Source organism: Providencia sp. JUb39 (assembly GCF_012272845.1).
Lineage (GTDB): Bacteria > Pseudomonadota > Gammaproteobacteria > Enterobacterales > Enterobacteriaceae > Providencia > Providencia lanzhouensis.
This window is the reverse complement of record NZ_JAAWXD020000001.1, coordinates 2,977,400-2,993,305: the sequence shown is the minus strand read 5'-3', so window position 1 is coordinate 2,993,305 and position 15,906 is coordinate 2,977,400. Positions and strand designations below refer to the sequence as shown.

Below are 15,906 nucleotides of genomic sequence, written 5' to 3'. Positions count from 1 at the left end.
TGTTTTTACTATCTAAATTTAACTATTTTCTTTAAGCAATAAGTTACATTCCAGAAATGACTGAGCCTAATTTAAATATTGGTAAATACATTGCAAACATTATTAGGCAGATAATGATAGCTATAAATAAGAGTAATATAGGTTCAAGGTTCTTAAGGCGATGCTCTGTAATAGTCTTATATTGCTGTGAGTAATACTTCAATAAATATAATGTAAAATATTCTAGCTTGCCAGATTCTTCTGCCAAAGAAATTAACTGAATTGCTAGTTTTGGAAAAAGTTGTGTATTTTTCATTGCATCAGATAGTGAGGCTCCTCTAAGGATGGTATGATAAATTTCATGACATTCTTTCTTATATTTATGATGCACTATCGTTTTAGTTGAGCAATCAAGGCATTCCAAGAGAGGTAATCCTGATTTTAATGTGGAATATAATGTTAAAAAGTAGATGTTCAAATTTTTGGCTTTGATGATGTTATTGATATAAGGGAAATATTGCATTAATAAAGTCAGTTTTTTGAATGCAAAGGATTTATATTTAATAAATAAAAAGATAGTTGAGGTTAGTATTGACAGTATCCACTGAATATTATCAATCAGAGTATTTGATATTATAATGACCACTTTTGTTATAGCAGGTAATTCCTGTTGAAAGCTTTCGTAAATTTCAACGAACTGAGGGATGACGAAAACTAGCATGATGATAAGTAATAGGCTTGAAAACCCTACGAGGGTAACTGGATAACGTAGGGCTTTTTTTATTAAGATTGATGTTTTCTGGTTATGTTCAAGCATATTTTTGATAATCAAAAAGCTTTCATCATATTTTCCTGTCTTTTCGGCGATTACGATTAAGCTAATTATTGTACTGTTAAAAACATGCGGATGCTTTTCTAGGTTTTTAATAAAGTTAATACCTTTTTCTAGATCATTGATCGCTTGGTTAATGAGATTCTTCCAAAAAGGTAAATGACAATTAAGTTGAAGTAATTGAAAGCATTTTAATAAACTAATTCCTGAGGAAGATAGTATATTTAGCTGATGAAAAAAATGAATTCTGTAGTTTAAATTTTCCATATCCAATATAAATATAGATTTCAATTTTATTGATATTGGCGTTTGACCTCGTTTGATTATCTCTAAGAAAGCTTGTTGCTTGTTTTTTGCTACTAAGCTATCAGTTATATACGAATTATTTTCAAGTGAAGTGTAATGATATACAAACATTAATTTACTCTCCTTGTCCTATAACAGAATAAACTTCTTGTAATGTTGTTTCTCCAGCTTCAACTCGCTCAAGGCTTGCCTGAAATAGACTTTTGAAATTATCAGTTAATTTACCATTGTCTTTTAATAGAAAGTCGAGTTGTGTTTGATCTAGGTGTTCATAAATTGCGGTACGCCCCATAAATCCTGAAAAACAGTGTTCGCACCCTGTAGAGTGATATTCGCTAATATTCTGTATTGAGTTTATCGGTGTAATGCGTGCCGTTTCTTGTTTGCAGTATGTGCAAAGTTTTCTAACTAATCGCTGAGCGATAACCATTTTTAAACAGGATTGAAGCTGGTTTCTGTCAACGCCTAGTTGTTCCATACGTGTAATGGCGCTAACGGTACAATTAGTATGGAGTGTTGAGAGAACAAGATGACCTGTTTGTGCAGCTCTAGCAGCTATTTGAGCCGTTTCTTCGTCTCTAATTTCACCAATCATAATAACATCAGGGTCTTGTCGAAGGAGCGCACGAAGAATAAAAGCAAAAGTAAGTGAATATTTTTCGTGTACCTGTGTTTGATTGATCCCCCCTAGGGGGATCTCAATAGGGTCTTCAATGGTGGATATATTTCTTGATGTTTGATTAAGGTATTCCAGCGCACTATAAAGTGTGACAGTTTTACCGCTACCTGTGGGGCCTGTCACGAGAATCAACCCTTGCGGTTTTTGTAATGTGTTTTTTAGTAGGGGTAATAAAGTCGGGCACATTCCAATTTGTTCGAGAGAGTATTTCAACTGTGTATTTAATAATCTCAGAACTAATTTCTCACCATGAAGTGTGGGCATGCTGGAAAGGCGGATGCTAAAGTTCTTACGCTCAAAGCTCCAGTTCATTTGCCCATCCTGAGGGATTCTTTTTTCCGCAATATTCATTTTTGACAATATTTTTATTCGAGCAATAACCTCATTGCTTATTTCATGTGGTGGTGAAGGAATAACGTAGAGTTTCCCATCCACTCTAAGGCGAATTTTTAGGCTATGCTTGGTTGGTTCAAGGTGAATATCAGATGCTCGCTTTCTTACCGCCATCTTTAATAAATCATCGACAAAATCAACGGCAGGAGATGGCACGTTGATAGGTTCAATAGTGTTAGTCGGATAAGCATTTTCATCTTCATTGATTTCTAAAGTATGGCGATTGAAATAATGATCAATTTTTTCTTTAGCCCATATTTCATAACAAACAGGTACGCTGGCAATAAAACGTAATGTGGATAATAAATTATCATTAGGTTTTTCTATCGTGGCGATGGATAACCTTTTTTCGTTGTAATCGATAATCACGATATAGTTTTTGTCACAAAGCACTTTGAGTTCTTTGAAAATATAATGGCTTTCCCTAGATGTGCGCATGTTAATCCCTTAATTAGAAGCTCAGTGTTTTTTCACAAAGTTTTTTTAGATCCGCATTAGTATCAGCTTGGCAACTGATACTCCATGCAAATGGCGATGTGGCTGTTGAGCTGGTAGGTGTCAATATACCCGTAAGACCTGTTAAGGTTTTGTCTCCAACAAAGGTAATGACGCCAGCTTTTGCATCAATCTGTTTTAGGTATTTTCCTTTTATATTGCTCGGTATATCTTCTTTTCCTGAATTACATTTGGCTAAAAGGCCTTGGTTAAAGCTGCACAGCTCTACACTGTTTTTATAAGGCAAGATAGTTTGTAGTACATCGGTCATGGCTGCTTTTTGCATATAGCTTTGATAGCCCGGTATAGCAACAGCACTGAGTATTGAAATTATTGCGATAACAACCATTATTTCGATTAAGGAAAATCCTTTCTGATCCATAAGTAAAACCTCTCTGATAGTGTGAGGTTCCATCATAAAAGACATTTTTAGTGAAAATACGAATTGAAAATTCAGGTTACGAGCGGTTTTGTAAAGTGATCTTGCAAATGGTGGGTTGTCTCATTTTATTTCGAGCGCTCTCGCAAAAATATATCAAGAATATTTTTTCTAATAAAAATGAGTTTGTCAGGCTGATATAAATAGAGGCATATCAGAAAGAGGGCTAATGGGGTGGTTATCCTCATTAGCTAAGATAATAGGCGGATGATTCGTAAAATTATCAATTGGCAAAGCTTAGAGTGCGTTTTTATAGTGCTGCCAATCAAAGTAAGGGCCTGGGTCAGTTTTTCGATGGGGAGCAATATCGCTATGACCTGTAATATTCTGCTCGATCTGCGGGAATTCAGTTATCAGTAACTTAGTGAGCTTGGCTAAAGCTATATATTGAGCTTCAGTGAAGGCTTCATAATCCGTACCTTCTAACTCGATGCCAATAGAGAAGTCGTTACATTTTTCTCGCCCTTGATAATTAGATTGCCCTGCATGCCATGCACGCTTGTTGAAAGGAACATATTGAATAATTTCACCATCACGACGGATGAGGCAATGGGCTGAAACACGTAAATGTTTAATTTCATCAAAAAATGGGTGTTCTTCGGGGTTTAAAGTGCCAGTAAATAGCTGGTTAATATAAGGGCCACCAAACTGCCCTGGTGGAAGGCTGATATTGTGAATGACAAGAAGTGAAGGTTCTTCGTCCTCTGGGCGGTCATCATGATGTGGGGAAGGGATATGAGTCACATTATTTAGCCAACCATCATGTATTTTCATATCAGTATCCATAGTATGCTCTTTTCTTTTTTGTAAGTACCCGTAATTAAGAAAGATTAGCATAGTTGAGATCCATACGGGTGCATATTTTGGAGTAAATAATGACTACACGACGCTATGATGAACAAGAAAGACGCAAACTGTTAATGGCAAGATTGATTACCGATATTCCTTTTATGGTCAATGTTGCTCTAAAAGAAGATCTCGGTCAGGTCGTTGATTATAAAAGGGATGTTACAGGGCAGCTATTGAATGAAGATTCCCAAGCTACAGCTCGAATTATTACTCGTGAAGAGGGGGTTTTTTGCGGGCAAAAATGGCTAGAAGAAGTTTTTTACCAACTTGGTAATAAAGTTAAGGTGAATTGGAAGGTTCAAGACGGCGATAAGGTTTCACCAGACCAAGTATTATGCGAGATGCGAGGACCTTCTCAAATTCTACTCACTGGTGAAAGAACAGCGTTGAATTTTGTACAAACGCTATCTTCGGTTTCCACTGTGACTGCAAAGTATGTGGCTTTTCTTGAAGGTACTCGAACTAAATTATTAGATACTCGTAAAACTATCCCTGGTTTGCGGAGCGCATTAAAGTATGCAGTGCTTATGGGCGGCGGATATAATCACCGATTAGGCTTGTCTGATGCTTATCTAATCAAAGAAAATCATATTATTTCGGCAGGTTCTGTTTCCCAAGCAGTATCGCTTGCTCGCCAAGCACACCCAGATGTTCCTATCGAGGTAGAGGTCGAAAATCTAGAAGAGCTATTACAAGCACTCAAAGCTCAAGCGGATATTATTATGCTTGATAACTTTACGACTGACATGATGAAAGATGCCGTTGTTCTCACAGATGGCAAGGCTGCTTTAGAAGTATCAGGAAATGTGACAGATAAAACGATTAGAGAGTTTGCATTGACAGGTATTGATTTCATCTCAGTAGGCGCATTGACGAAACACATTCAGGCATTAGATCTCTCAATGCGATTCATTGAACCTGAAAGCTAGTCTGAGCTAATTTAAGCTGCTAGACCGAGAGGCTACAAAGATAAGGGGGATAGATTATACATCTCCCCCCTAAAAATGAATGACTATATAGATAGCGATTATATTTTGAACACTCTTTCATGATTATTGAATTGCACTGAATATTTACGGGACATTTTCTTACCATTGGTATGCAGTTCTCATATGATTAATTACGCATGTATATTTTTGCTAATTATGGATTTAACAAATCATTAACTATGGCTGTGGCATTTTTTTGTAAAAATATGCGCAACGTTTACTCTTTGGGTTAGTATTCGCATTTTTTGAGTTTATATGCATTAATTGGTAAGCTGTAACGGTTCAGTTTTGATTTTAATGGCATAAAAAGTCATGTTTTTTGTTAAATTTGTGTGTTGTTTAATCAAGGCTTGGTTATTAATTAATGCTTTTTTTAAAATAAATCGTTAAAACTTGCAGGATTTTATGATTTAGCTCAAGGTCTTTATGGACAGATAGTGAATACTTTGTTACTTTATTAAGCCATAAAATAATTGGTATGACCAATTAACACTGGGTACTAGATAATCAATAATTACTCACTATAAAAATGGCAGATTATGACTTACGGTAAAATTCGCCAACCAAAGTTATCAGATGTAATCGAGCAGCGGCTTGAGCATCTCATATTCGAGGGGACTTTACGCCCCGGCGAAAAGCTGCCTCCTGAACGTGAACTTGCTAAGCAATTTGATGTCTCAAGACCATCAGTGCGTGAAGCTATTCAAACCTTAGAGGCCAAAGGTCTTCTATCTCGTCGTCAAGGTGGTGGCACATTTGTACAAAAACAGATGTGGCAAAGTTTTAGTGACCCATTGACCGAATTACTTGCTGGTAACCCAGAATCTCAATTAGATCTTCTTGAAACGCGCCATGCATTAGAAGGCATTGCTGCTTACTATGCGGCATTACGTGGTACGGAAGAAGATTTAGAGCGTATTCGCCAAAGCTATGAATTGATTAAATCAGCTCAGAAAAGTGGTGATCTTAACGCGGAATCAGATGCGGTATTACAGTATCAACTGATTGTAACGGAAGCTGCTCATAATGTAGTGCTGTTACATTTGCTACGCTGCATGATCCCTATGTTAGAGCAAAATATCCGCCAGAATTTTGAGTTCCTATATACCCGAAAAGAGATGTACAACGCAGTAAGCGAGCATAGAGAACAGATTTTTTCTGCTATTGTCGCAAGGGAACCGGAAAAAGCGAGAGAAGCGTCTCATCGACATCTTGCTTTTATTGAAGATTTGCTACTGGACATTGGACGTGAGCAAACTCGCCGAGAGCGTTCATTACGTCGCTTACAGCAACATCCAGATCTAGATCAGCTTCAAAGCTAGACCAGATTTAAAATTGGTAGTGTAGATCCTGACTGCTGCGTCTACATTACTGTGAGTACTCTTAATTAGAGATAAAGCGGCAACTACATTAGGGCCTATCTTCCTGCTGTTTTCATTAACATGAAGAAAATGGCAGGAAGATAGGCTCCACATAACCATATAAAATAGATAACAGATAAGGAATACACCATGTCAGATATGTTAAAAAATGACGTGGATCCGATTGAAACTCGCGACTGGCTACAGGCGATTGAATCGGTCATCCGTGAAGAAGGTGTTGATCGTGCACAGTTTATTATCGAACAGGTATTAAGCGAAGCACGTAAAGGCGGTGTTAACATTGCCGCTGGTGCATCTGGTAGTTCTGATTACATCAACACAATTGCTGTTGAAGATGAACCTGCATACCCTGGTAACATGGATTTAGAACGCCGTATCCGTTCTGCAATTCGCTGGAACGCTGTAATGACCGTTCTGCGTGCATCTAAAAAGGATTTAGAACTGGGTGGCCATATGGCATCATTCCAGTCTTCCGCAACTTTATATGAAGTTTGCTTCAACCACTTCTTCCGTGCTCATAACAATAATGACGGTGGTGACTTAGTCTTCTTCCAAGGACATATCTCCCCTGGTATCTATGCGCGTGCATTCTTAGAAGGCCGCTTAACTGAAGAGCAGATGAATAACTTCCGTCAAGAAATTGGTGGCAATGGTCTGTCTTCTTATCCGCACCCTAAATTAATGCCTGACTTCTGGCAGTTCCCAACCGTATCGATGGGTCTGGGGCCAATCAATGCTATCTACCAAGCTAAATTCTTAAAATATTTGGATAACCGCGGTCTGAAAGATACTTCAGCACAGCGTGTTTATGCGTTCTTAGGTGATGGTGAGATGGATGAGCCAGAATCTAAAGGTGCAATTACTATCGCAACTCGCGATAAGTTAGATAACTTAGTCTTCGTTATTAACTGTAACCTGCAACGTCTTGATGGCCCAGTAACAGGTAACGGTAAAATCGTTAACGAATTAGAAGGCATCTTCAGTGGTGCTGGCTGGCAAGTTATCAAAGTTATGTGGGGCGACCGTTGGGACGAACTGCTGCGTAAAGATACAACCGGCAAACTGGTTCAATTGATGAACGAAACCCTTGACGGTGACTATCAAACATTTAAATCACGCGATGGTGCATACGTACGTGAACACTTCTTCAACCGTTATCCAGAAACGGCTGCATTAGTGAAAGATATGACTGATGACGAAATTTGGGCGCTGAACCGTGGTGGTCACGATCCGAAGAAAGTATATGCAGCATTTAAAAAAGCACAAGAAACCAAGGGCAAACCAACTGTTATTTTAGCTCAAACCATCAAAGGCTATGGTATGGGTGAAACAGCAGAAGGTAAAAACATTGCTCACCAAGTTAAGAAAATGAACATGGACGGCGTTCGCCACTTCCGTGATCAGTTCAATGTGCCAGTTGCTGATGATCAAATCGAAAAACTGCCATTAATCACTTTCGATAAAGATTCTGAAGAATACAAATATCTGCACGAACGTCGCCAAGCTCTGGGCGGTTACTTACCAGCTCGTCGCGCTAAATTTGATGAAAAACTGGAAATTCCAGCTCTGTCAGATTTTAGTCAATTACTGGAAGAACAATCTAAAGAGATTTCAACAACAATTGCATTCGTTCGCGCACTGAATGTCATGTTGAAAAACAACTCAATCAAAGAGCGTTTAGTACCAATTATCGCTGACGAAGCACGTACTTTCGGTATGGAAGGTCTATTCCGTCAAATTGGTATCTATAGCCCGAAAGGTCAGCAATATACACCGCAAGATCGTGAGCAAGTTGCTTACTATAAAGAAGACTCTAAAGGTCAGATCCTGCAAGAAGGTATCAACGAACTGGGCGCAGGCTCTTCATGGTTAGCGGCTGCAACATCATACAGCACTAACAACCTGCCTATGATCCCATTCTATATCTACTACTCTATGTTTGGTTTCCAACGTATTGGTGACTTAATGTGGGCAGCAGGTGACCAACAAGCTCGTGGCTTCCTGATTGGTGGTACTTCTGGTCGTACAACACTAAACGGTGAAGGCTTACAGCACGAAGATGGTCATAGCCATATTCAATCACTGACTATCCCTAACTGTATTTCTTATGACCCAGCTTACGCTTACGAAGTTGCGGTTATCATGCAAGACGGTTTAGAGCGTATGTATGGTGAGAAACAAGAGAACGTGTACTATTACATCACGACTCTGAACGAAAACTATCACATGCACGCAATGCCAGAAGGCGTTGAAGAAGGTATCCGTAAAGGTATCTATAAACTGGCTTCAGTTGAAGGCAGCAAAGGTAAAGTGCAGTTATTAGGTTCTGGTTCTATGATGCGCCACGTTCGTGAAGCTGCCGATATCTTGGCTGCGGAATACGGAATTGGTTCTGACGTATACAGCGTAACCTCATTCACTGAATTGGCGCGTGATGGTCAAGACTGTGAGCGTTGGAACATGCTGCACCCATCAGCAACGCCACGTGTACCTTATGTAGCGCAAGTTATGAATGATGCACCAGCTGTTGCATCGACTGACTACATGAAACTGTTTGCTGAGCAAATCCGTACTTATGTTCCAGCCAGTGAGTACCGTGTATTAGGTACTGACGGTTTCGGTCGTTCTGACAGCCGTGAGAACCTGCGTCACCACTTCGAAGTGGATACAACGTATGTCATCGTTGCAGCGTTAGGTGAATTGGCTAAACGTGGTGAGATTGATGTTAAAGTCGTTGAAGAAGCGATTAAAAAATACAACATCAACCCAGATAAAGTTAACCCACGTTTGGCATAAGAGGTAATAATCAATGTCTATTGAAATCCAAGTGCCAGATATCGGTGCTGATGAAGTTGAAGTCACCGAAGTAATGGTAAAAGTTGGTGATAAAGTAGAAGCAGAGCAATCGCTCATCACTGTTGAAGGTGATAAAGCTTCTATGGAAGTCCCATCTCCACAAGCGGGTGTGGTTAAAGAGATTAAAATTGCAGTGGGTGACAAAGTTACTACTGGTAAATTAATCATGATTTTTGATTCAGCAGAAGGTGCATCTGCACCAGCAGCAGCGCCTGCGGCTCCAGTGGCGGCACCAGCTGCTCCTGCTACTGCAGCACTGAAAGAAGTTGCTGTACCAGACATCGGTGGTGATGAAGTTGAAGTCACTGAGATCATGGTTAAAGTAGGTGATGCAATCACGGCTGAACAATCTCTGATTACCGTTGAAGGCGATAAAGCGTCAATGGAAGTACCGGCACCATTCGCAGGTACAGTTAAAGAGATTAAGATTGCGACTGGCGATAAAGTGAAAACTGGCTCGCTGATCATGGTATTCGAAGTTGCAGGCGCAGCGCCTGCGGCAGCGGTTTCTGCTCCAGCAGCACCAGCTGCCGCACCAGCAGCAGCGGCAATCAAAGACGTTAACGTACCAGATATCGGTGGTGATGAAGTTGAAGTTACCGAAGTCATGGTAAAAGTTGGCGACACCGTAACTGCTGAACAATCTTTAATCACCGTTGAAGGCGACAAGGCATCAATGGAAGTACCAGCACCATTCGCAGGTACAGTTAAAGAGATTAAGATTGCGACTGGCGATAAAGTCAAAACTGGCTCCCTGATTATGACTTTCGAAGTTGCGGGTGCAGCACCTGCACCTACAGCAGCTCCTGCTTCTGCACCAGTTGCAGCTCCAGCAGCCGCGCCAGTAGCCTCTGCGCCAGCTAAAGCAGCTGATAGCAAAAATGAATTTGTTGAGAACGATGCGTATATTCACGCAACACCAGTAATTCGTCGTTTAGCTCGCGAATTTGGCGTGAACTTAGCGAAAGTGAAAGGTACAGGCCGTAAAGGTCGTATCTTACGTGAAGACGTTCAAGCTTACGTTAAAGATGCAATCAAACGTGCAGAAGCACCAGCAGCAGCTGGCGGTGGTTTACCGGGTATGCTTCCATGGCCGAAAATTGATTACAGCAAATTTGGTGAAGTTGAAGAAGTTGAGCTGGGTCGCATCCAGAAAATTTCTGGCGCTAACCTGAGCCGTAACTGGGTCATGATCCCGCACGTAACTCTGATGGAAGAAGTGGATACCACTGAAGTTGAAGAGTTCCGTAAGCAGCAGAACAAAGAAGCTGAGAAGAAAAAACTGGATGTGAAAATCACTCCATTGGTCTTCGTAATGAAAGCGGTTGCTCGTGCTCTGGAAGAAATGCCACGCTTCAACAGCTCTATTTCAGAAGATGCACAGCGTCTGTTCCTGAAAAAATATATCAACATCGGTATCGCTGTAGATACGCCAAATGGCTTAGTTGTTCCTGTTTTCAAAGACGTGAACAAAAAAGGCATTATGGAGTTATCTCGTGAGCTAGGTGAAGTGTCTAAGAAAGCACGTGCAGGCAAACTGACCGCCGCTGACATGCAAGGTGGTTGCTTCACTATCTCTAGCTTAGGTGGTATCGGAACTACCGGTTTTGCACCGATTGTGAATGCACCGGAAGTGGCAATTATGGGTCTGTCTCGCTCTTCTATCAAACCAGTTTGGAATGGTAGCGAGTTTGTTCCACGCCTGATGCTGCCTATGTCTCTGTCATTTGACCACCGTGTGATTGATGGTGCTGATGGTGCACGCTTCATCACTTTAGTTGGACAACTGATGAGCGATATTCGCCGTCTGGTAATGTAACTAATAAGACCGGTCAATTGACCGGTCTGTTTTATTTAGGCTGGGGCAGAGTTTTTCGCTGTTGCAACGAAAGGTTGGGAGTTACGTCACGTATTCAGCCTTTTCAGGATGTTAACAATTCTGTAAACTGCTTGCGGTGTGTACTTTACCAGTGGAAAATTCGTTTATTCGGCGGCCCCGCTGGACAAAACAAAAAGAGGTCATGATGAGTACTGAAATTAAAGCCCAAGTCGTTGTGCTTGGTGCAGGCCCAGCAGGTTATTCTGCGGCATTCCGTTGCGCTGACTTAGGTTTAGAAACTGTTTTGGTAGAACGTTACTCAACTCTTGGTGGAGTTTGTTTGAACGTTGGTTGTATCCCTTCTAAAGCATTACTGCACGTTGCTAAAGTTATCGAAGAAGCTAAAGCATTAGCTGAACACGGTATCGTATTTGGCGAGCCAAAAACTGACATTTCCAAAGTTCGTCTGTGGAAAGAAAAAGTGATTACTCAACTGACCGGCGGCTTAGCGGGTATGGCGAAAGGCCGTAAAGTTAACGTAGTTAACGGTCTGGGTAAATTTACTGGCGCGAATACACTGGTTGTTGAAGGCGAAAACGGCAGCACCACTATCAACTTTGATAATGCGATCATTGCTGCGGGTTCACGTCCAATTCAGTTGCCATTTATTCCTCATGAAGATCCACGTATTTGGGATTCAACAGATGCATTAGAACTGCAAGAAGTTCCAGAGCGTCTGCTGGTAATGGGTGGTGGTATCATCGGTCTTGAGATGGGTACTGTATACCATGCACTGGGTTCACAAATTGATGTGGTTGAAATGTTTGACCAAGTTATCCCAGCTGCGGATAAAGACGTGGTTAAAGTATTCACTAAGCAAATCAGCAAGAAATTCAACTTACTGTTAGAAACTAAAGTGACTGCTGTTGAAGCGAAAGAAGATGGTATCTACGTTTCAATGGAAGGTAAAAAAGCACCGGCTGAACCACAACGTTATGACGCTGTGTTAGTGGCTATCGGTCGCGTACCTAACGGTAAGAACTTAGACGCAGGTAAAGCTGGCGTTGAAGTTGATGATCGTGGTTTCATCCATGTTGATAAACAAATGCGTACAAACGTACCGCACATCTTTGCTATCGGTGACATCGTTGGTCAACCAATGCTGGCTCACAAAGGTGTTCACGAAGGTCACGTTGCAGCAGAAGTTATCTCTGGTCTGAAACACTACTTCGATCCTAAAGTGATTCCATCAATCGCTTATACTGAGCCAGAAGTTGCTTGGGTTGGTTTAACTGAGAAAGAAGCGAAAGAGAAAAACATCAGCTACGAAACAGCAACATTCCCATGGGCTGCATCAGGTCGTGCAATCGCATCTGACTGCTCTGAAGGTATGACTAAGCTGATTTTTGACAAGCAATCTAACCGTATTATCGGTGGTGCGGTTGTTGGTGTTAACGGTGGTGAATTACTGGGCGAAATCGGTTTGGCAATCGAAATGGGCTGTGATGCTGAAGATTTAGCATTAACTATCCATGCTCACCCGACACTGTACGAATCAATTGGTATGGCTGCAGAGATCTACGAAGGTAGCATCACTGACTTACCAAACGCGAAAGCGAAAAAGAAAAAATAATTTTCTTTTTTAGCAAAAAATAAGCGAATTGAAGACCAAAGCAGAAATGTTTTGGTCTTTTTTATTTCAATGAAGAAAATGATATCAATTTATATTTTCCTTAATTATCTTATCCTAAACCTGCATTGCTCCAACGCCAATAAACCCCATAAAATCCGTTAAAAAATTTTAAACCAATCGCAATGATTTGCCTTATCAATTAGTCAGATAAGTAAAAATGAGTTATTAAATATAATTTGTGATAAGGGATGAAAAAAGGCACTAATTAGAGTGCTTTCAGTTATGAAATGGATTATAAAAAGTAAGGTCTTAATGGATGTTTATAATGGATTATGATGTTTCAAGCTTAAAAATTGCCCTATAAAGTTTGTTAATGGGTTTAGTTAGCAGAAGAATGTTACTTTCTTGTGAATGAATTAACATTACGTTTAAATTCTGCTATGCTGATTGCCCGAAGCTGGACATAATTTTATCGCCATTGAGATTATGTGAGCAAATTCCTCTGACCTGGCACCGGATGATAATTTTTTCAGGATGGTGCAGACAGCCGGGTATATAAATAACAAAGAAGCGAGGAGAACGTCGTGCTAGAAGAATACCGTAAGCACGTAGCCGAGCGTGCCGCTCAAGGGATTGTCCCTAAGCCATTAGATGCGTCACAAGTAGCTGCACTAGTCGAGTTACTGAAAAACCCACCCAAAGGTGAAGAAGATTTCTTGTTAGACCTGCTGACCAACCGTGTTCCACCGGGCGTCGATGAAGCAGCGTACGTTAAAGCTGGATTTTTAGCCGCGATCGCAAAAGGCGAAACATCCTCCCCTCTGATCTCCCCTGAAAAAGCTATTGAACTGCTTGGTACCATGCAGGGCGGATACAATATTCACGCACTAATCGAAGCGCTTGATGATGCCAAACTGGCTGCCATCGCAGCGAAAGCACTTTCCCATACTCTACTCATGTTCGATAACTTCTACGATGTAGAAGAAAAAGCGAAAGCGGGAAATGCACATGCTAAGCAAGTGATTGAATCATGGGCGAATGCCGATTGGTTCAACCAGCGCCCTGAATTAGCTGAAAAAATGACAGTGACTGTTTTTAAAGTGACTGGCGAAACAAACACTGATGATTTATCTCCTGCACCAGATGCATGGTCGCGCCCAGATATCCCTCTGCATGCTTTAGCAATGCTGAAAAACGCACGCGATGGTATCGTTCCTGATGAAGCGGGTAGCGTAGGTCCAATTAAACAGATCGAAGAACTGAACAAAAAAGGTTTCCCGCTGGCTTATGTGGGTGACGTTGTCGGTACGGGTTCTTCTCGTAAATCAGCAACGAACTCCGTTTTATGGTTTATGGGCGATGATATTCCATTCGTGCCTAACAAACGTGGCGGCGGTGTGGTGCTGGGCGGTAAAATTGCCCCTATCTTCTTTAACACAATGGAAGATGCGGGTGCACTGCCAATTGAAGTGGATGTATCAAAGCTGAATATGGGCGATGTGATTGATATCTATCCATATAAAGGTGAAGTTCGTAATCACGAAACTAACGAATTGTTAGAAACATTCGAATTAAAAACGGATGTGTTAATCGACGAAGTTCGTGCTGGTGGTCGTATTCCTCTGATCATCGGTCGTGGCTTAACCACAAAAGCACGCGAGGCATTAGGTTTAGGTGCAACGGATATGTTCCGTCTTGCAAAACCTGTTGCACAAAGCAATCGTGGTTACTCATTAGCACAAAAAATGGTCGGTCGTGCATGCGGTCGTCAAGGTATTCGCCCTGGTGAATACTGTGAACCTAAAATGACGTCTGTCGGTTCTCAAGATACTACGGGTCCAATGACGCGTGATGAGCTGAAAGACTTAGCGTGTTTAGGATTCTCTGCAGATTTAGTCATGCAGTCATTCTGTCACACGGCAGCTTATCCAAAACCTGTCGATGTTACCACGCACCATACGCTGCCTGATTTTATTATGAATCGCGGTGGGGTTTCTCTGCGTCCGGGCGACGGTATTATTCACTCTTGGTTAAACCGTATGCTATTGCCAGATACTGTTGGTACTGGTGGTGACTCACATACCCGTTTCCCAATTGGTATCTCATTCCCAGCAGGTTCTGGTTTAGTGGCTTTTGCCGCGGCAACCGGTGTTATGCCTCTGGATATGCCAGAATCTGTATTAGTTCGCTTCAAAGGACAAATGCAGCCGGGTATTACATTACGTGATCTCGTTCATGCTATTCCACTGTATGCGATTAAAGACGGTTTACTGACTGTCGAGAAAAAAGGTAAGAAAAACATTTTCTCTGGTCGTATTCTGGAAATTGAAGGTCTTCCTGAGCTGAAAGTTGAGCAAGCATTTGAATTAGCGGATGCATCAGCTGAACGTTCTGCGGCGGGTTGTACTATCAAACTGGATAAAGCGCCAATCATCGAATACCTGCAATCTAACATCGTTCTTTTGAAGTGGATGATTGCAGAGGGTTACGGCGACCGTCGTACCATTGAGCGTCGTATCAAAGGTATGGAAAACTGGTTAGCGAACCCTGAGTTACTTGAAGGCGACGCTGATGCAGAATATGCCGCAGTGATTGAAATTGATCTTAACGAGATCAAAGAGCCAATTCTGTGTGCACCAAATGATCCAGATGATGCGCGTTTACTGTCTGATGTTCAGAATGAAAAAATCGATGAAGTATTCATTGGTTCTTGCATGACTAACATTGGTCATTTCCGTGCGGCAGGTAAGCTGCTGGATTCCCATAAAGGTCAATTACCAACTCGCCTGTGGGTTGCGCCACCAACCAAGATGGATGCAGCGCAATTAACTGAAGAAGGTTATTACAGCGTATTTGGTAAGAGCGGAGCGCGTATCGAAGTCCCAGGTTGTTCACTGTGTATGGGTAACCAAGCACGCGTGGCTGATGGTGCGACAGTCGTTTCTACATCGACTCGTAACTTCCCTAACCGTTTAGGTACAGGGGCGAATGTGTATCTGGCATCCGCAGAGTTAGCCGCAGTTGCTTCTCTGTTAGGTCGCTTACCAACGCCAGCTGAGTACCAACAGTTTATGAATAAAGTCGACGAGACTGCGGAAGATACATACCGCTATCTGAACTTTGACCGACTGGATCAGTACACTGAAAAAGCCGATGGTGTGATTTTCCAAACGGCTGTTTAATCAGCGATAGATAGAATCATACTTGCTTAACCCCAAGAATTGAGAATTCAGTTTTTGGGGTTTTTTCTATCTT

General features: G+C 41.4%; 10 protein-coding genes. 6 read left to right on the top strand and 4 right to left on the bottom strand.

Annotated features, from left to right (window positions below):
* Nucleotides 1-43 precede the first annotated feature (43 nt).
* The 4 genes from HFU86_RS14020 to ampD form a co-directional block, all read right to left on the bottom strand.
* Complete coding sequence (locus HFU86_RS14020; RefSeq protein ID WP_187129503.1) at nt 44-1,228, bottom strand: type II secretion system F family protein; 1,185 nt, start codon at nt 1,226-1,228, stop codon at nt 44-46.
* 4 nt (nt 1,229-1,232) lie between these two features.
* On the bottom strand, nt 1,233-2,627 hold the full coding sequence (locus tag HFU86_RS14015; RefSeq protein ID WP_187129502.1) for an ATPase, T2SS/T4P/T4SS family: 1,395 nt from the start codon (nt 2,625-2,627) through the stop codon (nt 1,233-1,235).
* A 13-nt stretch (nt 2,628-2,640) separates the two neighbouring features.
* The gene (gene ppdD / locus HFU86_RS14010; RefSeq protein ID WP_187129501.1) at nt 2,641-3,066 is read right to left on the bottom strand and encodes a prepilin peptidase-dependent pilin; all 426 of its coding nucleotides are present in this window, start codon (nt 3,064-3,066) and stop codon (nt 2,641-2,643) included.
* A 294-nt stretch (nt 3,067-3,360) separates the two neighbouring features.
* Nucleotides 3,361-3,897, bottom strand: a complete 537-nt coding sequence (gene ampD, locus HFU86_RS14005) for a 1,6-anhydro-N-acetylmuramyl-L-alanine amidase AmpD (protein ID WP_187129500.1) — start codon at nt 3,895-3,897, stop codon at nt 3,361-3,363.
* 101 nt (nt 3,898-3,998) lie between these two features.
* Between ampD and nadC the strand changes: the two genes are divergently transcribed.
* The 6 genes from nadC (at nt 3,999) to acnB (ending at nt 15,833) form a co-directional block, all read left to right on the top strand.
* On the top strand, nt 3,999-4,901 hold the full coding sequence (gene nadC, locus HFU86_RS14000) for a carboxylating nicotinate-nucleotide diphosphorylase (RefSeq protein WP_187129499.1): 903 nt from the start codon (nt 3,999-4,001) through the stop codon (nt 4,899-4,901).
* 599 nt (nt 4,902-5,500) lie between these two features.
* Nucleotides 5,501-6,283, top strand: a complete 783-nt coding sequence (pdhR, locus tag HFU86_RS13995) for a pyruvate dehydrogenase complex transcriptional repressor PdhR (RefSeq protein ID WP_036951176.1) — start codon at nt 5,501-5,503, stop codon at nt 6,281-6,283.
* Nucleotides 6,284-6,472: 189 nt separating this feature from the next.
* Nucleotides 6,473-9,139 carry a pyruvate dehydrogenase (acetyl-transferring), homodimeric type gene (aceE, locus tag HFU86_RS13990; RefSeq protein ID WP_036951175.1) on the top strand — a complete coding sequence of 889 codons (2,667 nt, stop codon included), beginning with the start codon at nt 6,473-6,475 and terminating at the stop codon, nt 9,137-9,139.
* A 13-nt stretch (nt 9,140-9,152) separates the two neighbouring features.
* A complete protein-coding gene (gene aceF, locus HFU86_RS13985; protein ID WP_187129498.1) occupies nt 9,153-11,018 on the top strand; it encodes a pyruvate dehydrogenase complex dihydrolipoyllysine-residue acetyltransferase in 1,866 nt (621 codons plus the stop codon).
* 205 nt (nt 11,019-11,223) lie between these two features.
* Nucleotides 11,224-12,651: a dihydrolipoyl dehydrogenase gene (lpdA, locus tag HFU86_RS13980; protein ID WP_036951171.1), complete on the top strand. Its 1,428-nt coding sequence runs from the start codon at nt 11,224-11,226 to the stop codon at nt 12,649-12,651.
* Nucleotides 12,652-13,235: 584 nt separating this feature from the next.
* A complete protein-coding gene (acnB, locus tag HFU86_RS13975; RefSeq protein WP_187129497.1) occupies nt 13,236-15,833 on the top strand; it encodes a bifunctional aconitate hydratase 2/2-methylisocitrate dehydratase in 2,598 nt (865 codons plus the stop codon).
* The last annotated feature ends 73 nt before the right edge of the window (nt 15,834-15,906 follow it).

Coding starts and splice junctions, on each gene's coding strand:
- pdhR (WP_036951176.1), top strand. CDS start 5,501: ATGACTTACGGTAAAATTCGCCAACCAAAGTTATCAGATGTAATCGAG.
- nadC (WP_187129499.1), top strand. CDS start 3,999: ATGACTACACGACGCTATGATGAACAAGAAAGACGCAAACTGTTAATG.
- aceF (WP_187129498.1), top strand. CDS start 9,153: ATGTCTATTGAAATCCAAGTGCCAGATATCGGTGCTGATGAAGTTGAA.
- lpdA (WP_036951171.1), top strand. CDS start 11,224: ATGAGTACTGAAATTAAAGCCCAAGTCGTTGTGCTTGGTGCAGGCCCA.
- HFU86_RS14020 (WP_187129503.1), bottom strand. CDS start 1,228: ATGTTTGTATATCATTACACTTCACTTGAAAATAATTCGTATATAACT.
- HFU86_RS14015 (WP_187129502.1), bottom strand. CDS start 2,627: ATGCGCACATCTAGGGAAAGCCATTATATTTTCAAAGAACTCAAAGTG.
- aceE (WP_036951175.1), top strand. CDS start 6,473: ATGTCAGATATGTTAAAAAATGACGTGGATCCGATTGAAACTCGCGAC.
- ppdD (WP_187129501.1), bottom strand. CDS start 3,066: ATGGATCAGAAAGGATTTTCCTTAATCGAAATAATGGTTGTTATCGCA.
- ampD (WP_187129500.1), bottom strand. CDS start 3,897: ATGAAAATACATGATGGTTGGCTAAATAATGTGACTCATATCCCTTCC.